Origin of the sequence: Rhodococcus phenolicus (assembly GCF_001646785.1) — a bacterium.
In the GTDB taxonomy this organism is placed as follows: Bacteria; Actinomycetota; Actinomycetes; order Mycobacteriales; family Mycobacteriaceae; genus Rhodococcus; species Rhodococcus phenolicus.
This window is the reverse complement of sequence record NZ_LRRH01000051.1, coordinates 69,926-90,737: the sequence shown is the minus strand read 5'-3', so window position 1 is coordinate 90,737 and position 20,812 is coordinate 69,926. Positions and strand designations below refer to the sequence as shown.

Genomic DNA, 20,812 nt, shown 5'->3' with positions numbered 1-20,812 from the left:
TGCCGTTCCGTGAGGGCGGCACCGGGCGCCGTCGTCCTACCAGCTTCCGGTGCGCAGGGCGATCGCCGACGCGAACTCGGCCGGGGCCTGTGCCGGGACGTTGTCGATGCCGTCGAGTTCGACGACCCGGAACTCTCCCGTGACGTACCGCATGGATCCGTCGGCCTCGGCGCGGCGCGCGCCGCTTCCGATCACGACGGTGGTGGGGACCTCGGCGGCGGGCGCCGATCCGTCGCGCACGGCACCGCCGGCGTCGGGAACTGCGGGGTGACCGCGGTCGGCGACGACGAGACTCGCGAACCGGCCGAACCGACCCGCCGCGACGGCCCACGCCAGTTCCGCACCGGCACCGCTGCCCGCCAGGTGCACCCATGGCAGTTTCAGTTCGTCGAGCAGCGCGAACACCGCGGCCGGGTCGAGGCCGTCGATGCTCTCCGGCACGATCGTCCGCAGGTCGGAATTGTGCAGGCGCTCGCACACCGCGTCGAACACGTCGGCGGTCTCCCCCGCGCCGGGCAGCAGCAGCACGGTGTGCCTGCTCTCGGGTCCGTCGATCCGTACCCGGACGGTGCCGCTCGCGGTGCTCACGTCAGTCGCTTCCATGCCGCAGAACGGTACGCGATCGCGGCGTCACGGCAGTGTGAGGATCTCGCATCCGGTGTCGGTGACGACGATGGTGTGCTCGAACTGCGCGGTCCATTTGCGGTCCTTGGTGACGACCGTCCAGCCGTCGTCCCAGATCTCGTAGTCGACGGTGCCGAGGTTGATCATCGGTTCGATGGTGAAGACCATGCCCGGTTCGATGACCGTCTCGACGGCCGGCTGGTCGTAGTGCAGGATGACCAGGCCGTTGTGGAAGGTCTCGCCGATACCGTGGCCGGTGAAGTCGCGGACGACGCCGTAGCCGAATCGGTTGGCGTAGGCCTCGATGACGCGGCCGATGACGTTGAGGGCACGTCCGGGCGCGACGGCCTTGATGGCCCGCCGGGTGGCTTCGCGGGTGCGCTCGACGAGCAGCCGGTGCTCCTCCGAGACGTCGCCGGCCAGGAAGGTCGCGTTGGTGTCGCCGTGCACGCCGTGGATGTAGGCGGTGACGTCGATGTTGACGATGTCGCCGTCCTCGATCACGGTCGAGTCGGGTATGCCGTGGCAGATGACCTCGTTGAGCGAGGTGCAGCACGACTTGGTGAAGCCGCGGTAGCCGAGCGTGGACGGGTAGGCGCCGTGGTCGCACATGTATTCGTGAGCGATGCGGTCGAGTTCGTCGGTGGTCACACCGGGCGCCACGGCCGCGCCCGCCGCGGCGAGGGCCTGCGCCGCGATCCGGGACGCCTCACGCATCTTCTCGATGGTCTCCGGGGTCTGCACCCACGGCTCGCTGCCTTCCTTGGCGGTCGGCTTCCACGCGTACTCGGGACGCTCGAGGAGCTTGGGAACCGAACGAACGGGGGTGGGGGTGCCGGGGACGAGAGCTGTGCGCACAGACATGCGGACCAGGATATGCCCCCGGCCCCGCGGGTGATGCCGTCGAGGCACCACCCGCGGGACGCGCTCGGCACCCGCGGGACGCGCTCAGCACCCGCCGGACGCGCTCAGCGCTGACGGAGCAGGAACCGCTGGATCTTGCCGCTGGGGGTTTTCGGCAGGTTCGGCACGAAGTGCACCGTCCGCGGATAGGCGTGTGCAGCGAACTTCTTCTTGACCAGCTGCTGCAGCTCGACCTCGAGCTCGTCGGTGCCCTCGATACCCTCGCGGAGGACGACGAACGCCTCGAGCACCTCGCCGCGCAACTCGTCGGGCATGCCGACGACGGCGGCCTCGACGACCTGCTCGTGCAGCACGAGCACGCTCTCGACGTCGAACGGCCCGATCCGGTAACCGGCCATGATGATCACGTCGTCGTCGCGGGACGAGAAGAAGTAGAAACCGTTCTCGTCGACGCGGCCGGCGTCGCCGGTCAGGTACCAGCGGCCGTCCTCGCTGAAACGTTCCTTCGTCTTCTGCGGTGCGTCGACGTAGCCGGTGAACCACAGCAGCGGGCTGGCGTGGGTGTCGATCGCGACGCGGCCGACTTCGTTCGGGTCGGCGAGTTCGTCGCTGTCGTCCTTCAGCACGGCGACCGACCAGCCGGGCAGCGGTTTGCCCATCGACATCGGTGGCACGTCCTCGAGCAGGCCCTCGCCCCACGCGTTGACGACGAACATGCCGTGCTCGGTCTGCCCGTACTGGTCGTGGACGACGACACCGAATTTCTGCTCGGACCAGTTCAGCACGTCCGGGGTGAGCGGCTCACCCGCCGACGATGCGCGTCGCAGCCGGATTTCGGGTCCGGTGTCGGCATCGGCACGCAGGCTGCGGTACACCGTGGGCGCGGCCGCGAAATTGGTGACGCCGAACGTGTCCATCACCTGCCAGGTCAGCGACGGCGAGAATCCGGCGTGCAGCAGGATGCTGCGCCGGCCGGCGGCCATCGGACCGAGCAGCGCGTAGTACAGGCCGTACGCCCAGCCCGGGTCCGCGGCGTTCCAGAACACGTCGTCGGCGCGCACGTCGAGACCGAATTCCATGTACGCGTGGAACGACGCGAGCGCCCGCACCGGAACCGGCACGCCTTTCGGCGTTCCCGTGGTACCGGACGTGAACAGCTGCACGAGACCACCGGCACCGCCGACGGCGACCGCCGCACCGCGCGGATCGTCGCCGGTGTGGGCTTCGAGCAGTTCGGCGAAATGAAGCCCGACCCCGGCGTCGCCGGAGTCCCCCGCGACGACGATCTGCCACGGCGCATCCGCGGGGATGTCCTCCCCCGGCGCGAGTTTGCCGAGTTGGTCGGCGTCGGCGACCACCACCTTCGCGCCGCTGGCCTGCAACCGGAACGCGATGGCCGGCGATGCGAACGCGGTGAACAGCGGTACGTGCACGGCGCCGCGACGCCAGATGCCCAGCAGCGCGACGACCAGGTCGGTGGATTTGCCCATCAGGGTCGCGACGTGGTCGCCCGGTTCGACGCCGAGATCGTTCAGCGCTGCCGCGAACCGGGTCGATTCCTCGCGCAGGTGGCCGTACGTCAGATCCTTCGAGGTGAGGTCGGCGTCGACGACGGTGAACGCGACCGCGTCCGCAGGGTGGTCGTCGCACAGCAGGTCGGCGGCGCACGCGTCCGCGGTGTCGTAGCGGTCCAGCAGTTCGCGGACACGGGCAGCGAAGTCGGCAGCCATCGATCCGTCCTCCTCGTCGAGCGTTCACAGGGTCGTCGCGGCACGTCACGGGGATGCGCGTCACCCGAACGTACCGCCACCTCTATGATCCGAGTCACAGAACTTTCCCGATACCCCCGGAAAGGGGTGAGCGATCGTGCCGGTTTCCGGTCCCTCGTCTCTGCTCCGGCCGCGCGATGGTGACGCCCTGCGCGGCGAGCTGCGACGCACCGCAGCGGACGCGCAGGTCTCCGTCGTGTTCGCCGGTGAGGTCCGCAGCGGCCACCTGCAGCTGAGCGAGTTCCTCGGGACCCGCACCAACGGCCTCGACGGGGTGATCGTTCCCCCCAAGGCCGGGCTCGGCGGGCTCGTCGTCGACCGTGCCAAACCGCTCACGGTCGCGGACTACGGGCGGTCGTCGTCGATCACGCACCATTTCGACCGGCCGGTGCTCGGCGAGGGGTTGCGTTCGATCCTCGCTGTTCCGGTGCTCGTGGGCGGCGCCGCGCGCGCGGTGCTGTACGGGGCGATCCGCGAGTGTGCTCCGCTCGGTGATCGCGCCGTGGGGGCGTTCGTGCAGGCCGCGCGACGTCTCGCCGACGAGATCACGGTGCGGGACGAGGTCGACCGGCGAGTGGCGATGCTCGCGCGGCAGAGTCCTGCCGAGCGTGATCCGATGGCGACGGCGGAGGTCCGGGAGGTTCATGCCGAACTGCGCAGCCTCGCCCAGACGGTGACCGATGCCGGCCTGCGGCAACAGTTGCGGTCTCTGTCGGATCGGCTCGTCGGCGCGTTCGGTGGCACCCCGGCCCCGGCGACCGCGATCGTGCTGTCGCCGCGCGAAACCGATGTGCTCTCGCATGTGGCGCTCGGGTGCACCAACATCGAGATCGCGCAGCGTCTGTCGGTGACACCGGAGACCGTGAAGAGTTACCTGCGCAGTGCGATGGGCAAGCTGGACGTGCACAACCGGCACGAGGCCGTCGTCGTGGCGCGCCGGCTGTCCCTGTTGCCGTGAGGCTCAGTAGCCTTCCGGCAGTGCCGCGAACATGTCCCGGGTGACCGCGACGGCGTTGTCGGAGCTGCCGCCGCGGACGACGAGCGTGGCGAACGCGAGGTCCCCGCGATAGCCGACGAACCACGCGTGCGATCCGCCCTCGACCTCCGCCTCACCGGTTTTGCCGTACACCTCGCCCTGGTCGCGGATGCGGTCGGCGGTGCCGCTGGTGATCACGAGCCGCATCATGTCGCGCAGCCCGTCGACCATCTCCGGGGTGATGGTCGGGCGGTTCCCGGCAGTGACCTCGGGACGGTCGCCGTCCACCGTCGTCTCGCGACCCTGGATCAGATACGGGACCGGGGTGCGCCCGGCGGCGACGGTCGCGGCCGCCAGTGCCATCGCGAACGGGCTGACGACGACCTTGCCCTGCCCGAAACCGTCCTCGGCGCGCTGCACGGTGTTCTCCGCCGGCGGGACCGATCCCGAGAACACCGGCAGACCGACGACCCCGTACTCGGGTCCGATACCGAATGCGGCGGCGGCATTCGTGAGCGCGTCGGCGGGCATCTCGGACGCCAGTTTCGCGAACGAGGTGTTGCACGAGCGGGCGAACGCCGTCGCCATCGAGACGGTGCCGAGTTCGAACTCGTTGTAGTTGGGGACGCTGCGTTCGCCGATGGTGATGCGACCCGGGCACGGCACCATCGTGTCGGGGGTGGCGAGACCGGTGGAGATCGCCGCACCCGAGGTGATGATCTTGAACGTGGATCCGGGCGGGTAGTGGCCCGCGATCGCGACCGGCCCGTCCCGGTCGGCGGCCTTGTTCTGGGCGACCGCGAGGACCGCACCGGTGGAGGCCTCGATCACGACCGTCATCGCCTGTTCGGTCCGGGCATCGACGGCGGCCTGCGCCGCCAGCTGGATCGGCCGGTCCAGGCTGATGGAGAACGACGGAGCCGGCTGCGGGGCCGTCTCGGTGAGAACACCGATGTCGACGCCGTACTGGTTGAGCACGACGACGCTCCAGCCGGCGACACCGTCGATCTCGTCGATCACCGTCTTCTTGATCTGTCCGAGCAGGTCGGGCGCCAGGTTCCGGTCGGTGGCGACCAGATCCGCCTGCTCGACGACGCTCACCCCCGGAATCGCGCCCAGCGCCTCGGAAACGGTCGCGTAGTCGTCCTCGACGAGCCGGACCACGGCCATGGGCCCGCTCGCCGCGGTCGCGGATTCGGCGATGGACTGGGCGGTGAGGGACTTGTCGAAGCCGGTCAGCGCGGCGGACAGGGCGCGCGCTGCACCGAGGACGTCGCTGCTCGCGGACGCATCGAACGTGACGGAGTACACGGTCCCGGGCACGAGCACGTCCCCACCGGAGTGCTCGTTGACGCGCGCCCGCGGCGCTGCCTTTGTTCGCAGGTGCATCGTCTGGCGGTCGCCGAGCTGCGGGTGCAGGTTCGAGCGGGTCCACCGCACGATCCAGTCGTCGCCGCTGCGTCCCATCTGCATCGTCCCGGTGTACTGCCAGATCCGGTCCTTCGGCAGGTGCCACTCGTAGGAGTAGGTGACGGTCGCGGCGTCGCCGTGGATCTGCACGCCGGTCGTGCCGGCGGTCAGCGATTCGGCCTGCAGTCCGTCCCACGTCTCGGCGAGGGCCGATTCGGCGTCCCCGGGGCGATCGGTGTGGGCGGCGGCGACCCCGAAGTCCTGTTCGGCGAACGCCGCGAAGAACGCCTGGGCCGCCGATTCGGGTCCGGCGGGTTTCGGCGTGCACGCGACGAGGCCGCCGACCACCGCGACCACCACGAGCCACACCGCCGTCATCCGGTAGAGGACACGACGGCGGGCGGGCGGGGCCGGCCGGGGAACTGATCTTGCTGTCATCGCCCGCCATCGTAGGAGGCCGACGGCCGGAGTTCGGGGAGGCGCAGCGAACGTGGCAGGCGTCTCGCCGTCCGGCGACCGTTGTCCCCGCTCAGTCGAGCAGAACGGTGGAGAACGTGGCGACCTGCCGGAACCCGACGCGCGCGTAGGCGGCGCGGGCCCGCACGTTGAAGCTGTTGACGTACAGGCTCGGCAACCGGCCGGTCGCCGCGACCGCGACCGCGACCGCCGCGGTGCCCGCCGATCCGAGTCCGGCGTCGCGCATGTCCGGGCTCACCCAGACTCCCTGGATCTGCCCGACCGTCGACGACTGCGAGCCGACCTCGGCCTTGAAGACCACCTCACCGTTCTCGAACCGGGCCCAGGCACGTCCGGTCGCGATGAGGCTCGCGACGCGGCGCCGGTAGCTCACTCCCCCGTCCCCGGCACGTGGGTCGATGCCCACTTCCTCGATGAACATCGCCACGGCGGCGGGCAGGTAGGCGTCGAGCTCCTCGGGACGAACACGGCGTACCAGCGGGTCCGGTGTCACGAGCGGTTCCCGGTCGAGGACGAGCAGGGGCTGTTCGGCGCGCACCTCCCTGGCCGGTCCCCACGCGGATTCGAGCAGCTCCCACATGGGCATGGCGAGTTCGGCGCGTCCGACGACCGACGAGCACAGCCGCGGTCCGCGTGCGGCGCGTTCGGCGAACGCCTGCAGGTCGTCGGGAGCACCGAGCAGAGGGATCAGGTTGGCTCCGGAGAAGCACAGCGATGTCTCCGCGCCGCCGCGGCTCCACATGTCGCCGCCCACGGAACGGCCGGCGATGCCGTACTCCTCGACGCGTCCGGTGACCATGCACGAGGCCACGGGGTCGCGGGCGAGTACCCGTAGCACCGCCGCGGTGTCCCGTCCACCGAGCGACCGGACCCCCAGAAGCTTGAGCACGTGCCCACCACCTGTCGACTGCCGATACCGATCAGATTGCCACGAGCTTCGGCTCTACGGAAACCTACTCCCGATTCAGGGGGTCGGAGGCTCAGCCCACGGACACGGTGGGGGCGCCGGAGCCGGCGTCACCCTCCATCTCCTCGGCGATGCGCATCGCCTCCTCGATGAGGGTTTCGACGATCTGCGCCTCGGGGACGGTCTTGATGACCTGTCCCTTCACGAAGATCTGGCCCTTGCCGTTGCCGGAGGCGACACCGAGATCCGCTTCGCGGGCCTCGCCGGGACCGTTGACGACGCAGCCCATCACGGCGACGCGCAGCGGCACCTCCATGCCCTCGAGACCTGCGGAGACCTCGTTGGCCAGGGTGTAGACGTCCACCTGCGCGCGACCACACGACGGGCAGGAGACGATCTCGAGCTTGCGGGGACGCAGGTTCAGCGACTGCAGGATCTGCGTGCCGACCTTGATCTCCTCGGCGGGCGGTGCGGACAGCGACACCCGGATGGTGTCGCCGATGCCCTCCGAGAGCAGCGCGCCGAACGCGACCGCGGACTTGATCGTGCCCTGGAAGGCGGGCCCGGCCTCGGTGACACCGAGATGCAGCGGGTAGTCGCACTGTGCGGCGAGCTGCCGGTACGCCTCGACCATCACCACGGGGTCGTTGTGCTTGACGGAGATCTTGATGTCACCGAAGCCGTGTTCCTCGAACAGGCTCGCCTCCCACAGCGCCGATTCGACGAGCGCCTCCGGGGTGGCCTTGCCGTACTTCTGCAGCAGCCGCGGGTCGAGGGATCCGGCGTTGACGCCGATACGGATCGGGATGCCGGCGTCGCCGGCGGCCTTCGCGACCTCTTTGACGCGGCCGTCGAACTCCTTGATGTTGCCGGGGTTGACGCGCACCGCGGCACACCCGGCGTCGATCGCTGCGAAGATGTAGCGCGGCTGGAAGTGGATGTCCGCGATGACGGGGATCTTGCTCTTCCTCGCGATGGTCGCGAGCGCGTCGGCATCCTCCTGCCGCGGGCACGCGACACGGACGATGTCGCAACCGGACGCGGTGAGTTCGGCGATCTGCTGGAGGGTCGCGTTGATGTCGTGCGTCTTGGTGGTGCACATCGACTGCACCGACACCGGATGGTCGCTGCCGACACCGACATCGCCGACCATGAGCTGGCGGGTCTTCCGTCGCGGTGCGAGGACCGCGGGAACTTCGGGCATGCCCAATCCGATGGGGCTGGTCACGTTTCGCCTTCTTTCGTAGCTACCTGCCGATTCTAGCGGCGCAGGTCAGAACAGCTTGATGGGGTTGACGATGTCCGCGGTGAGCGTCAGCAGCATGTAGGCACCGCCGACGACCACCGCCACATAGGTGATGGGCAGCAGTTTCATGTAGTCCACGGCCGGTCCGTCGGCGAGGCCGCGCAGGTTGCGGAACCAGTTGCGGATGCGCTCGTAGATGGTGACGGCCATGTGCCCGCCGTCGAGCGGCAGCAGCGGCAGCAGGTTGAACGCGCCGAGGAAGAAGTTCAGCTGGGCGAGCAGCAACACGAAGGACTGCCAGATGCCGCGTTCGGCGAACTGCCCGCCGATGACGCTGGCACCGACGACGCTGACAGGGGTGTCGACGGCACGTTCCCCGCCGGTCACCGCGGTCCACAGATCCGACACCTTCGACGGCAACTGCATCAGCGCCTCGGCGGTGCGGGCCGCGAGGTACCCGGTGAATTCGAAGGTCGCCGGGACCGCCGACAGCGGTGTGTATTCGAGCTCACGCGGCTCGCCACCGACACCGATGGCACCGACCTCCCGCGACACCGGCTCGGCGTCGGGTTCGTTGCTCTCGTACACCCAGCGCTGCACCTGTTGCACCGTGACGGGGAAGGTGAGGGTTTCGTCGCCGCGCTCGACGGTGAAGTCGACCGTTCCGGACAGCGGCTGGGTGGCCTGGACGAGCTCGCCGAACGTCTCGACGCGGGTGTCGCCGACCGCGACGACGATGTCGCCGGGTTCGATTCCGGCGGCCTGGGCCGGTCCGACGCCCTCGCAGGCGGCGGGCTCGTAACCGCCTTCCTCACCGGCCTGGGTCGGGGGGGCGCACCCGACGGTCCCGACCACCGCGCGGGTCTCGGTGTTGGGCAGGCCGGACGTGACGGCCAGCGCATAGATGAGCACGATGCCGATCAGGAAGTTCATGGCGATGCCGCCGGACATCACGACCAGCCGCTTCCAGGTCTTCTGCCGGTACATCGCGCGGTCGTACTCGTCGGGTTCGAGTTCGTCGAGTGCCGTCATGCCGGCGATGTCGCAGAAACCGCCCGCGGGCAGCGCCTTGAGGCCGTACTCGGTCTCGCCGCGGCGGAACGAGAAGACCCTCGGACCGAAACCGATGTAGTACCGCCGCACCTTCATGCCGAGCTTCTGCGCGGTCCACATGTGACCGGCCTCGTGCAGCGCGACGGAGGCGGTGATGCCGAGGGCGAAGATCACCACGCCCAGCACGAACATCATCTGTAGCCGCTCCTCCTAGTTCACGAGCGCGCGGGCTCGGTCCCGAGCCCAGCCGTCGGCGGCGAGCACATCTTCCACGGTAGCGGGTTCCGCGGACCACTCGTGTGCGTCGTTCAGCACCGTCTCGACGGTGCGGACGATGCCGGGGAACGGCAGCGCCCCGGCGAGGAACGCCTCGGCAGCGATCTCGTTGGCCGCGTTGTACACGGCGGTGAGACTGCCCCCGCCGCGTCCTGCGGCACGTGCCAGTTCGATCGCCGGGAACACGACGTCGTCGACGGGCGCGAACTCCCAGGTCGACGCCGTCGCGAAGTCCAGGGCCGGCGCGGCGTCGGGCACCCGGTCCGGCCACGCCAGGGCCAGCGCGATCGGGAGTTTCATCGAGGGCGGCGACGCCTGAGCGAGGGTCGACCCGTCGGCGAACGTGACCATCGAATGGACGATGGACTGCGGATGCACGGTGACGTCGATGCGGTCGTAGCCGATCCCGAACAGCAGGTGCGCCTCGATCAGCTCGAGGCCCTTGTTGACGAGGGTCGCCGAGTTGAGGGTGTTCATCGGACCCATCGACCAGGTCGGATGCGCACCCGCCTGCTCCGGCGTGACGTCCTCGAGCTGTTCGGCGTTCCAGCCCCGGAACGGGCCGCCGGACGCCGTGAGCACCAGCCGCGAAACCTCGCCCGCGGCGCCGCCGCGCAGGCACTGCGCCAGCGCCGAATGTTCGGAGTCGACGGGCACGATCTGTCCGGGCGCGGCCGCGGCGGTGACGAGCGCGCCACCGGCAACCAGCGATTCCTTGTTGGCGAGCGCGAGCCGCGCGCCGGTCCCGAGGGCCGCGAGCGTCGGTTCGAGGCCGAGCGAACCGACCAGCGCATTGAGGACGACGTCCGCTTCGGTCTCCCGTACGAGTTCGGTGACGGCGGACGGGCCGCTGCGCACCGTCACCCCGTCGTGCGGCAACTTCAGCCGGGCCGCGGCACCGGGGTTCGCGACCGCGACCTCGGTGACTCCGGTCACGCGGATCTGTTCGGCGAGCAGGTCGAGGTTTCCGCCGCCGGCGGCCAGGCCGACCACCTCGAACCTGTCGGGATTGGCGGCGACGACCTCGAGCGCCTGGGTGCCGATCGATCCGGTGCTGCCGAGCAGCAGGACGCGGGTGCGGGAGCGGGATTCTGTGTCGACCACGCGACCATTGTTCCTGATGCACCTGAGCCGTTCCTGAATCGGCCGGGCGCCGCGACGCGCGGGTGCCGCCCCCGCTTCATACGACACGCGGTCGTATGTCACGATTAGCCCAACAGCGCGATCTTTCGAGCAGGAGGAACAACCGTGGCCGGTACCGAGTTGCAGTCCACTCACGTCGACACGGCCGAGGTGCCCTCGGCGGAGTGGGGTTGGAGCGGCGAATCTCCCAAGCTGTTCCGCACCATGGGCGTGATCGGTGCGATCTTCCTGCTGTTCATGATCATCGGCAATCACCACGGCCGCGTCGAGGACTGGTACCTCATCGGCTTCGCCGCGCTTCTCGTGCTCATCCTCGTGGTCGACGCCGTCAAGCGCCGTCGCCCGCGGTAGTCGCACACGATTTTCGGCAGGGCCTGCCCGGAGTGTTCCGGGCAGGCCCTGCTGTCTGTCGCCCGTTCCCCGTGCCGCGCAGGTCACCCCGGCACCGGATGCGCGGGCGGGGCCCAGGACGGGCGCCACGTCGCTGCCGGAAGCCGCGGCAGTGTGCCGAGATGGTCGATGATCGCGCGCAGCCCCGGGTGGGTGTTCGTTCCTCGGAAGATCAGCGAGAGCGGGTATGCCAACGCCGGTCCGGCGATCGGGATGCGGCGCAGGTCATGGCTCGACGGCCAGAGGTAGCGATCGCGCGCGCCGACGAGGGTCGCCACGTCCGCCGAGTCCGCGATGACGTCGAGCAGCACTTCGTTGCCGAAGTTGGGTCCCGCCGCATCGATCCGGAGGGTGAACTCGGCGGCGAGTTCGGCGTAGAACTCCGCCCATTCACTGCGAGGAGCGATGCCCGGAACCCAGATCCGGTGGCCACGCAACCGGCCGGGTGTCAGTGTCCGCGCGGACGCGAGCGGGTGCCGCGGGCCGACGAGCAGTTCCAGCGGTGAGTCGAACGCGTGGATCATCCGCAGATCGCGCGGCAGCGCAGCGCGATCGGTGAGGGTGCGGAACGCGGCGTCGATGTCGCCCGATACGACCGCGGCGACCACCTCACGCGGATCGTTCACTTTGAGGGTCACCACGTCGAGATCGATCTCCGGGTGTGCCCGCCAGTAGTCGTGCAGGACGACGGCCTGGGCGCTGCGCAGGCCAAGGACGTCGATCCGGAGGGTCCGGGATCCCGGCCGCACCGCGGCGACGGCCCGGTCGACGCCGGCGACGATGCTCCGCGCGTGCGGCAGGAGCGCTTGACCGTCGAGTGTCGGTTCGACGCCCCGGGCCGTGCGTGTGAAGAGGCGTACTCCGAGTTCTCGCTCGAGGGCGGCGATCCGCTTGGACACGGCCTGCTGCGAAACCCCCAGTTCGTCGGCGGCATGCTGCAACCGGCCCAGATTCGAGGCCAGGACGAACGATCGCAGCGCTTCGGAGTCCATCGGACGAGGCTATCGGACGCTGCACAACCATCGGTTGTGGCTCGCTTCCCGCCAGTTGTTTGATCTCGTCGAATCCTCTTGGTGTCATTCGGATACCCAACGCTGGGTTGTCACGAGGAGTCGCATGCAGGTGGGACCGGGGTCCGATTTCGGCCGGCTGTGGTCGGCGTACGCGGTGAGCACCTACGGCACGTGGATCGCGTTCGGGGCATTCCCCCTCATCGCCGTTCAGGCGCTCGACGTGCCCACCGTCGCGGTGGCGATCCTCGAGTCCGCCGCACTCGCGGTCGCTGCCGTCACGGCGACTCCGCTGGGTCCGTGGGTGGATCGTCGCGCCAAGCGACCGGTGATGGTGGCGACGGACATCGTCCGGTTCCTCGCGATGGCGAGCATTCCGATCGCCTACCTGCTCGGAGTGCTGTCCTACGCGCAAGTGCTGATCGTCGCGGTGATCTCCGGCACCGCAGCAATCGCGTTCACCGCCGCATCGGGTGCCTACGTCAGACATCTCGTCCCCGGCGACCGCCTGGTGGCAGCGAACGGCAGGTTCGAAGCAACGAACTGGGTGGCGACAGCGGCGGGCCCACCTCTCGGGGGCGTACTCGTCTCGATGTGCGGTCCCGTCGTCACCGTCGCGATCGACGCTGTGAGCTTTCTCCTGTCGGCAGTGGCCGTCCGCCGAATCCGCGGCAGCGACATCGCGGCCCGCCGCGGCAACGACATCGCGGCCCGTCGTGCCCCGGCGACGAGGCGGCGCACCCTCGAGCTCCGCGAGGGCTGGAGAGTTCTGCTGGCCGACCCCGTGCTCCGGCGGCTGTTCCTCAATTCCATGGCCGTCAACGGCCTGATCATGGCCACGAGCCCCCTGCTGGCAGTTCTCCTCCTCGGGCAATTCGGCATGCCCGCATGGCAATACGGCCTCGCGTTCGGGATTCCCGCGCTCGGCGGTCTCGCCGGCGCCCGCCTCTCGGCGCTGCTCGTCGCACGCTACGGACGCCACCGCGTGATGCTCGCCTCCGGATGGCTGCGCTCGATCTTTCCTCTCGGCCTCGCGTTCGCCGGACCGGGCACCGGCGGCCTCGTCACCGTGATCGTCGTCGAAGCCCTGCTGATCACATCCATGGGGATCTTCAACCCGATCGCCGCGACCGAAAAACTGCAGCGCACACCGGCCGATCACACTGCGCGTGCCCTCACCGCGTGGAGTGTGAGCAGCAAACTCTCCCAGGCCGGCGTCATCGCACTCGGGGGCGTCGTCGCCACGGCGACCACCCCGCTCACCGCGATCACGATCTGCGGGGTGCTGCTGCTCGCCACGCCGCTCCTGCTGCCGAAGCGGCGGCACCTGACCCCTCCGATGGAAGACTCGGGCAGATGGACCTGTTCCCCGCCGTCGAACCTCACGACTCCGGACACCTCGACGTCTCCGACGGGAACTCCCTGTACTGGGAGACCGTCGGCAGCCCGACCGGAGTACCGGTGATCCATCTCCACGGAGGACCCGGATCCGGCTGTACACCCGGAATGCGCCGATACTTCGATCCGGACGCCTTCCGCGCCGTGCTGTTCGATCAACGAGGGTGCGGACGCAGCACACCCCGCGTCGACGATCCGGGCATCGACCTGTCGACGAACACGACCGTCCACTCGATCGCCGACATCGAGCGCCTTCGCGTGCATCTCGGAATCGAGCAGTGGATCGTGACCGGGTTGTCGTGGGGCGTCACACTCGGATTGGCGTACGCGCAAGCGCATCCCGAGCGGGTGATCGGCATGGCGCTCGGCGCGATCACCTCGGGCAGCCGCAAGGAGATCGACTGGATCACCCGCGACATGCGCCGCGTCTTTCCCCGCGAATGGGAACGATTCGTCGAACCGGTGCCGGAGAACGAGCGGGACGGAAACCTCGCGGCCGCCTATGCACGCCTGCTCGCCGATCCCGACGCCGCCCGTCGCGAGGAGGCGGCACGGCGCTGGTGCGAGTGGGAGGACACCCACGTCTCCCTCGTCCCCGGGTGGAAACCGCTCCCGAGATACCAGGACCCCGCCTTCCGGATGATGTTCGCCCGGATGGTCACCCACTACTGGGCCCACGACTGCTTCCTCGCGGAGAATCAACTGCTCGACGGAATGGAACGGCTCGACGGCATTCCCGGGGTTCTCGTGCACGGGCGATACGACGTCTCCGGACCGCTCGACACCGCGTGGGACCTGTCCCGCCGCTGGACCGGGAGCCGTCTCGTCGTCGTCGACGATGCCGGGCACGGTGGCGGCAGCTTCACCGCGGTGTTCGTCGACGCGATCGACTCGCTGCGCTCGCGGGTTTCGTCCACGCGGTGAAACCGCGGGTGCCCCGGGATCACGCGATGTCCCGCGCAGGGGCGCAGGCCAGGAACCGGACGAGGTCGGCAGGCGTGCCTTCTTCGAAGGTCGCGCGTTGCCGGGCGGCGCCGTTCCCCTCCCTCAGCATCCGGTCCACGGCCTCCCGGGCGGACCGGTAGTCGCCGGTGCGTTCGAGGGCGGGACGCACATGTTCGAGAAGCCGCGTGATCGGGTGTGCGGCCGGCACGAGACGACCGGACTCGGTGTCGATTCCGTGCCCGGTGAGACCGTCGCGGGCGGCTCGCCAGTACGCAGCCCGCAGAACCTCCGGTTCCACGTCGGAAACACCCTGTCCCTGCCGCGTCGGATCGAGAGCGGTGATGACCAGGCCACGCACCAAGGTGGCGAGCAGGACCGCCTCGTCCACGGTGGCCTGGGTATCCGCGATGCGGACCTCGATGGTGGGCAGATGCGCCGACAACCGCACATCCCAGTAGAGCATCGCCGTATCGAGGATGACCCGATGCTCGAGCATCGTCGCGACCACGGCGTCGTAATGCTGCGCGGACTCGAAACGCGGTGGCGGACCGGCGTTGGGCCACCGAGTCCACAGCACGTGACGCCAGCTCGCGTATCCGGTATCGCGTCCGTCGGCGATGGGCGAGTTCGCCGTCAACGCCAGCAACGCAGGCAACCACGGCCGCAGATGATTGCTGACCCGCACCCCGGCGTCCCGGTCGGGTATGGCGACATGGACGTGACAGCCGCAGATGACCTGCTCGCCGAGCAGACCGAAGTTCTCGACGAGGTTGCGATATCGGGCCTGGTCCGTGATCAGGCGCGGCGGCGGGCCCAGCGGTGGTACCGCCGTCGCCAGCAGCACCGCACCCGAGCACGCGGCCGCCGCGGCGGCACCGGTCCTCGCCCGCCGCAGTTGCGTCCGCAACTCCGCGATGTTCGTGCAGACCGGGGTGGCGGTTTCGATCTGGCACCGGGACAGTTCCAACTGCAGGTCCACGCCGAATTCGTGCCCGGCCGCGGCGACGGCGACATTGTCGAGCCACGGAGCCCCGGTACCGGGATCGGCGAGCACGAACTCTTCCTCCACCCCGACGGTCGGAACGGAACCTTCGCCGACGGGACCGGCGGTGCGGGCTGGGGATGAGGTCATCGTCGGCTCCTGCCCCGGCCACGGTTCCCGGCCGGTGCATTCAGGCTGTCACGTCCACCACCGGCCCGGGACGGAACCGAAGCCGGAGTCGTGCTGTCGGCCTGTGTGTACCCGGCTCGGGCATCCTCCGAATCAGAAGGCGAACAACCGTCTCGTCACCGGCCCCGCCACGCCGCCCTTCAGTGCCCCGCCACGCCGCCCTCTAGTGGCCCCGCCACTGTGGGCTCCGCTTCTCGCCGAACGCCCGCGGCCCCTCCTGCGCGTCGTCGCTGTTGTAGCAGAATTCCGACGCGTGCCGAGCCGCCCGCAACGCCGCCGACCTCCCCATCTCCGTGGAGATCATCACGGTTTCGCGGGCGGCACGAACCGACAGCGGCGCGCCGGCGAGGATCTCCCCCGCCAGCTCCAGTGCCGTCTCGAGCAGAGCGGCCGGTTCGGCGAGCCGGTTGACCAGTCCGATTTCGTACGCCCGCTGCGCGGTGACCGGTTTGCCGGTGAGCAGGATCTCCATCATGATCCGCTGCGGGATCATGTGGATCAGCGGCGACGCCCACGGCGAACTGCGCCCCACCTTCACCTCGGTGATCGCGAACGTCGCGGTCGTGCTCGCCACGCACAGATCGCAGGCCTGGGCGATCAACCAGCCCCCGGCGAACGCGGCACCGTTGACCGCGGCGATCGTCGGTTTGGACAGCTCGACCGTGTCGTACGGGACCGGAATCAGATCGCGCGGCGGCACCCGCATGCCGGTCTCGACCATCTCCTTCAGGTCACCCCCCGCGCAGAACGCCTTCTCCCCCATGCCGGTGAGGATCGCCACGCGCAGGTCCGGATCCTGCTCGAACCGTTCCCACGCGGCGTAGAGGCCCTTGCGGATCTCCGCGGTCAGGCAGTTGCGGGTCTCCGGCCGGTTCAGCGTGATCACTGCGATGCCGTCGTCGCGGGCCTCGAAGAGTACGGGCTCGTTCACTCAGAAACCTCGCTGCTCGATGGTGTGGGCCTGCCGCTCGAGTTCCTCGCGGAAGTCCGGATGGGCGATCGCGATGAGACGGCGGGCACGTTCCCGCAGCGTGCGTCCCCGAAGCTCGGCCGCACCGAATTCGGTGACGACGACGTCGACGTCGGAGCGCGCGGTCGTGACCGGACCGGACAGTGCCGCGGTGATCCGGCTGACGGTGCCGCCTTTCGCGGTCGCGGGCAGTGCCATGATCGCGTGGCCGCCGGCCGAGCGTGCACCGGCACGCACAAAATCGACCTGGCCGCCGGTGCCGCCGAGGTAGGCAGGGCCGCTCTGTTCGGCATTGACCTGCCCGGTCAGGTCGACCTCCATCGCCGAGTTGATCGTGACGAGCTTGTCGAGTTGCGCGAGAACCCCCGCGTCGTGGGTGTACGCGGTGGTGCACATGCGGATCTGCGGGTTGCGATGGGCGAACCCGTACAGCCGCGCCGTTCCGATCAGCGCCCCCGTGATCGAGACGCCAGGGTCGATTCTCTTGCGCGCGTTGGTGATTGCACCGGACTCGATCAGCTCGACGAGACCGTCGCCGATCATTCCGGAATGCACGCCGAGATCGACCCGGTCGTGCAGGAGCCGCAGGATCGCATCGGGTACGGCTCCGATTCCGGTCTGGATGACCGATCCGTCCTCGATGTAGGCGGCGGCGTGTTGCGCGATGGCCGCGTCGACCGCCCCGATCGGCGCCGGCGGAACCTCGACCAGAGGACGTGAAACATGCACCGCACGATCTATTTCCGATGCAGGGAGAGTTTCACCGAAGGTGACCGGCACCCGGTCGTTGACCTCGGCGAGCACGACGCGAGCGGTCGCGACGGCGGCCTGCACGTAATCGCTGACGAGCCCGAAGCTGTGGCGGCCTTCCTCGTCGGCCGGGGCGACCTGAACGAAGGCCGCGTCGCAGCGGATGACGCCCGCCTCGATCATCGCGCCGACCTGACCGACATGACACGGAATCACGTCGAGTTCGTGGACCCTGGTCAGCGCCCGCAACGCGCCGATCGCGCCCATGCTCGACATCGCGAAACTGCCGGTCAGGCCCGGCGCGAAGATCCCCGAAAAGCTCGTCGCGACGAACACCTTCACACCCCCGATGCCCGGGCCCTGCTCGATCAGCGCTTCGATCAGGGTGGTGGGCTCACCGCAGGCCTGCCCGATGACGATGTGGTCGCCGGACCGCAGGTAATCGGTGAGATCGATAGTGTCCGTGCGTGTTCCGAGATTCGCGCTCAGCCCGCTCATGCGTCCGTCCCGTTCACTCGCGCACCGGCCGCGGCGTGAAGTTCGTCGAGCACCTCCCTGGTGTGCTCGCCGAGCCGGGGGGCGGCACCGGCGACGCGCCCGGGGGTGCGCGACAGCCACGTCGGCGGCCCCGGGAATCGCACGGTGCCGTACTCCGTGTCGACGTCCTGGAAGAAGCCGACGCCGTCGAGGTGGTCGTTGTCGAACAGTTCCTCCAGGCTGCGTACCGGGGCGGCGGGAATGTCGAGGGCGCGCAGCAGATCGAGCCACTCCCCCGTGGTCCGTTCGAGGAACGTCGCACCGAGATGCGCATACACGGTGTCGATGGAGCGGGCGCGTTGCTCGAGGGTCGCGTAATGCTCTCCGGCCCATGCCGGTTTCACGGCGTCGACGAATGCCGTCCACTGCTTGTCGTTGTACACCAGTGCCGAGATCCGGCCGTCCTTCGTCCGGTACGGCCTGCGGTTGGGGGCGACGGCGCGGGGGTAGCCCGCCGGGCCCGCCGCCGGGTCGAACATCGCGCCGTTGGCGTGTTCGACGAGCATGAACGACGCCATCGTCTCGAACATGGCGACTTCGACCTCCTGCCCCTCGCCGGTGCGTTCGCGGTGGAACAGGGCCATCATCGTGGAGTACGCCGCCGTGAGGCCGGCGACCTTGTCGGCGATGATGGTGCCGACGTAGCCGGCTTCGCCGGTGAGTTGCTCCTGGGCGGAGAGCAGCCCGCATTCGGCCTGGATCGTGTCGTCGTAGGCGGTGAGGTCCGCGTCCGGTCCGCGGCGGCCGTAGCCGTAGCAGTTGGTGTAGACGATCGACGGATTCAGCGCGGAGACGTCGTCGTAGCCGAAGCCGAGTTTCGCGACGGCCTTCGCACGCATCGAGTGGATGAACACGTCGGCGCCGGTGACGAGTTCGCGCAGGACCGCCCGGTCCCCGTCGGTGCGCAGATCCAGCACGACGCTGCGTTTGCCGCGGTTGACGTTGACGAAGACCCCACTCATGCCCGGTTCCGGGCCGACCGAGATGTAGCGGGTGTTGTCTCCGGCGGGCGGCTCGATCTTGATCACCTCAGCGCCCATGTCGGCCATGATCTGGGTGCAGTACGGGCCCATCACCATGGCGGTCAGGTCGACGACCCGCACGCCGGACAGCGGACCTGTGTGTTCCATTCGTCTCAACCTCACTGCGCTCTGCCGGACCGATGACGCGACGCTTCGAATCCCTCCCCGGGACGGCGCCACACTATCAGGTGAATCCTTACAAGGATAGTGGTATGACTGTGGGGTGGAAACGAACTCGACGGCCACTGCCGGTATGTCTTTTGGGCGGTCGGGGCCGCCAAAAAGACACACCGGGCCGCAGGCCCCCATCGGTGCCGTTCTCGACGCCGCACTCGCCGAGCGTCCGGACGCCCCCGCGATCGACGCCGCGTCAGGCGTGTGGACGTACGCGGAACTCGACGAACAGGCGCGCCGTGCGGCCGGGGCACTGTGGTCACTCGGAGTCCGCCCCGGCGACCGGGTGGCCGCGTGCCTGCCCAACGATCTCGATATCGTCGCGGCGTTCCACGGCGCAATGCGCATCGGCGCGATCTGGGCGGGGATCGGCGAAGCGCTCGCCGAGGGCGAGCAACGGAACCTGTTCGACCTGTGCGCCCCGGCGGTGGTCCTGGCCGGGGACCGGTGCACGCTGGACACCGCCGAGTCCGTGCGCCCGGACCGCTGGGCGGAGCTGCTGACCCGCGCCGGCGACGCTCCCCCGGTCGCCGTGGCCCCCGAGTCTCCGGCCGGGATCGCGTTCACCAGCGGAACCTCAGGCAGCCCGAAGGCCGTGGTGCACAGTCACCGCAATCTGCTGCTGCCCGGCGCGACACTCGTCGCGACCCGAGGCTGGGGACCGGATCTGCGCAAAGGCGACAGCTTCCCCCTGACGATCCTCAATCTCATGGTGCTCTCGACCCTGCTCACCGCGCAGGCGGGCGGCTGCTCGGTCGTGATGGACCGCCGCGACCTCGACGGTGTCGCGGAGTGGATCACCACCCGCAGCGTCACCGTGTGGAACGGCGCTCCGGCACAGCTGTTCGACCTGGCCCACCGCCCGGACATCGCCCTCGGGACCCTGCGCGAGGTGTGGAGCGGCGGCAGCGACACCCCCGACGCGCTGCGCCGCGCCTTCGCCGACACGCACGGGCTGGTCCCGCGCGTGACCTACGGACTGACCGAGGCGCCCACGGTCGTGTCCATCGACCCGGTCGGCGACGAATGGTATCCCGGAGCCAGCGGGCGGGTTCTGCCGCAGTACGACGTCGCCGCGTACGACGACGAGGGCCGTCGGCTCGCCGCCGGTGAGCTCGGCGAACTGAAACTCGCCGGCGCCGGCGAGGGCCCGTGGGCGAACTCCTGGACTCCGATGCTCGGCTACTGGGAGGACGGGCGTATCCGGCCGCCGGCACCGGGGCCGATCCCCACCGGGGACATCGGAACAGTCGACGGCGACGGCCGGCTCACCGTCCTCGATCGCAAGAAGCTCGTGATCATCCGGGGCGGCGCCAACGTATACCCGCTCGAGGTCGAACGTGTGCTGGCCGGCCATCCGGACGTCGTGAAGGCCGCCGTGTACCCGGTCCCGGACGACCGGCTCGGCCAACGTGTCGCGGCCGTGATCGAAAGCCACTGCCTCGAACCGGATTTCGTCGATATCTCCGCACTGTGCCGACGCGAACTCGCGTCGTACAAGGTCCCGGAGCTCTGGTCCCGCGTCGATGCCCTGCCGGTCAACGCGATGGGCAAGATCCAGCGGGCCGGGCTGGGCGAGTTCGTCGCCTCGCGCCGCACCCCCGGACGGCGGGACACCGGCCATGCCTGATCCCGGCATCACACGATCCGTGCGAGGATCGTTCCCCCATCGAGAGGAGAGCCCCGTGGCACCGATCGGC

At 69.3% G+C, this 20,812-nt stretch carries 18 protein-coding genes; 5 read left to right on the top strand and 13 right to left on the bottom strand.

The genetic code is table 11. The features are described 5' to 3' along the window. Positions 1 to 36: 36 nt before the first annotated feature. The 3 genes from A8G15_RS14740 to A8G15_RS14730 all read right to left on the bottom strand — a co-directional run bounded on the left by A8G15_RS14740 (position 37) and on the right by A8G15_RS14730 (position 3,218). Positions 37 to 603: an alpha/beta fold hydrolase gene (locus A8G15_RS14740; protein ID WP_068160699.1), complete on the bottom strand. Its 567-nt coding sequence runs from the start codon at positions 601 to 603 to the stop codon at positions 37 to 39. 27 nt (positions 604 to 630) lie between these two features. Continuing rightward, positions 631 to 1,488: a type I methionyl aminopeptidase gene (gene map / locus A8G15_RS14735; RefSeq protein WP_068160695.1), complete on the bottom strand. Its 858-nt coding sequence runs from the start codon at positions 1,486 to 1,488 to the stop codon at positions 631 to 633. Positions 1,489 to 1,592: 104 nt separating this feature from the next. Then, positions 1,593 to 3,218, bottom strand: coding sequence for an AMP-binding protein (locus tag A8G15_RS14730; RefSeq protein ID WP_068160692.1), 1,626 nt, complete (start codon positions 3,216 to 3,218; stop codon positions 1,593 to 1,595). 136 nt (positions 3,219 to 3,354) lie between these two features. Here A8G15_RS14730 and A8G15_RS14725 point away from each other — a divergent pair, with 136 nt between their 5' ends. Then, a complete protein-coding gene (locus tag A8G15_RS14725; RefSeq protein ID WP_068160689.1) occupies positions 3,355 to 4,215 on the top strand; it encodes a helix-turn-helix transcriptional regulator in 861 nt (286 codons plus the stop codon). A 3-nt stretch (positions 4,216 to 4,218) separates the two neighbouring features. Here the strand turns inward: A8G15_RS14725 and A8G15_RS14720 are convergent, their stop codons facing one another. The 5 genes from A8G15_RS14720 to dxr all read right to left on the bottom strand — a co-directional run bounded on the left by A8G15_RS14720 (position 4,219) and on the right by dxr (position 10,706). Next, positions 4,219 to 6,021, bottom strand: a complete 1,803-nt coding sequence (locus A8G15_RS14720) for a penicillin-binding transpeptidase domain-containing protein (protein WP_068160687.1) — start codon at positions 6,019 to 6,021, stop codon at positions 4,219 to 4,221. 151 nt (positions 6,022 to 6,172) lie between these two features. Continuing rightward, complete coding sequence (locus A8G15_RS14715) at positions 6,173 to 7,009, bottom strand: GNAT family N-acetyltransferase (RefSeq protein ID WP_068160684.1); 837 nt, start codon at positions 7,007 to 7,009, stop codon at positions 6,173 to 6,175. 91 nt (positions 7,010 to 7,100) lie between these two features. Beyond that, the gene (gene ispG, locus A8G15_RS14710; protein WP_068160681.1) at positions 7,101 to 8,255 is read right to left on the bottom strand and encodes a flavodoxin-dependent (E)-4-hydroxy-3-methylbut-2-enyl-diphosphate synthase; all 1,155 of its coding nucleotides are present in this window, start codon (positions 8,253 to 8,255) and stop codon (positions 7,101 to 7,103) included. 45 nt (positions 8,256 to 8,300) lie between these two features. After that, positions 8,301 to 9,521 (bottom strand): M50 family metallopeptidase, encoded by a 1,221-nt coding sequence (locus tag A8G15_RS14705; RefSeq protein ID WP_068160678.1) that lies wholly within the window; start codon positions 9,519 to 9,521, stop codon positions 8,301 to 8,303. Positions 9,522 to 9,536: 15 nt separating this feature from the next. After that, positions 9,537 to 10,706 (bottom strand): 1-deoxy-D-xylulose-5-phosphate reductoisomerase, encoded by a 1,170-nt coding sequence (gene dxr, locus A8G15_RS14700; protein ID WP_068160676.1) that lies wholly within the window; start codon positions 10,704 to 10,706, stop codon positions 9,537 to 9,539. Between the two features lie 144 nt (positions 10,707 to 10,850). Between dxr and A8G15_RS14695 the strand changes: the two genes are divergently transcribed. Continuing rightward, positions 10,851 to 11,096, top strand: a complete 246-nt coding sequence (locus A8G15_RS14695; RefSeq protein WP_068160673.1) for a DUF2631 domain-containing protein — start codon at positions 10,851 to 10,853, stop codon at positions 11,094 to 11,096. 83 nt (positions 11,097 to 11,179) lie between these two features. Here the strand turns inward: A8G15_RS14695 and A8G15_RS14690 are convergent, their stop codons facing one another. Continuing rightward, positions 11,180 to 12,127: a LysR family transcriptional regulator gene (locus tag A8G15_RS14690; protein WP_068160671.1), complete on the bottom strand. Its 948-nt coding sequence runs from the start codon at positions 12,125 to 12,127 to the stop codon at positions 11,180 to 11,182. A 124-nt stretch (positions 12,128 to 12,251) separates the two neighbouring features. Here A8G15_RS14690 and A8G15_RS14685 point away from each other — a divergent pair, with 124 nt between their 5' ends. Beyond that, on the top strand, positions 12,252 to 13,610 hold the full coding sequence (locus tag A8G15_RS14685; protein ID WP_082899907.1) for an MFS transporter: 1,359 nt from the start codon (positions 12,252 to 12,254) through the stop codon (positions 13,608 to 13,610). Next, the gene (gene pip / locus A8G15_RS14680) at positions 13,502 to 14,467 is read left to right on the top strand and encodes a prolyl aminopeptidase (RefSeq protein WP_068160665.1); all 966 of its coding nucleotides are present in this window, start codon (positions 13,502 to 13,504) and stop codon (positions 14,465 to 14,467) included. The genes A8G15_RS14685 and pip overlap by 109 nt, the downstream gene beginning before the upstream one ends. Positions 14,468 to 14,486: 19 nt before the next feature. On the opposite strand, the gene A8G15_RS14675 is transcribed toward pip, so the two are convergent. The 4 genes from A8G15_RS14675 to A8G15_RS14660 all read right to left on the bottom strand — a co-directional run bounded on the left by A8G15_RS14675 (position 14,487) and on the right by A8G15_RS14660 (position 19,046). Further along, positions 14,487 to 15,620, bottom strand: a complete 1,134-nt coding sequence (locus A8G15_RS14675) for a carboxylate-amine ligase (protein ID WP_068160663.1) — start codon at positions 15,618 to 15,620, stop codon at positions 14,487 to 14,489. A 202-nt stretch (positions 15,621 to 15,822) separates the two neighbouring features. After that, entirely contained in the window at positions 15,823 to 16,590 is a 768-nt protein-coding gene (locus A8G15_RS14670; protein WP_068160660.1) for an enoyl-CoA hydratase/isomerase family protein, read from the bottom strand. Beyond that, positions 16,591 to 17,877, bottom strand: coding sequence for an acetyl-CoA hydrolase/transferase family protein (locus A8G15_RS14665; protein WP_068160657.1), 1,287 nt, complete (start codon positions 17,875 to 17,877; stop codon positions 16,591 to 16,593). It lies immediately after the preceding gene. Then, positions 17,874 to 19,046 (bottom strand): CaiB/BaiF CoA transferase family protein, encoded by a 1,173-nt coding sequence (locus A8G15_RS14660; RefSeq protein ID WP_068160655.1) that lies wholly within the window; start codon positions 19,044 to 19,046, stop codon positions 17,874 to 17,876. Before A8G15_RS14660 ends, A8G15_RS14665 begins: the two co-directional genes overlap by 4 nt. A gap of 145 nt (positions 19,047 to 19,191) precedes the next feature. On the opposite strand from A8G15_RS14660, the gene A8G15_RS14655 reads away from it, so the two are divergent. Then, the gene (locus tag A8G15_RS14655; protein WP_068160652.1) at positions 19,192 to 20,742 is read left to right on the top strand and encodes a class I adenylate-forming enzyme family protein; all 1,551 of its coding nucleotides are present in this window, start codon (positions 19,192 to 19,194) and stop codon (positions 20,740 to 20,742) included. The last annotated feature ends 70 nt before the right edge of the window (positions 20,743 to 20,812 follow it).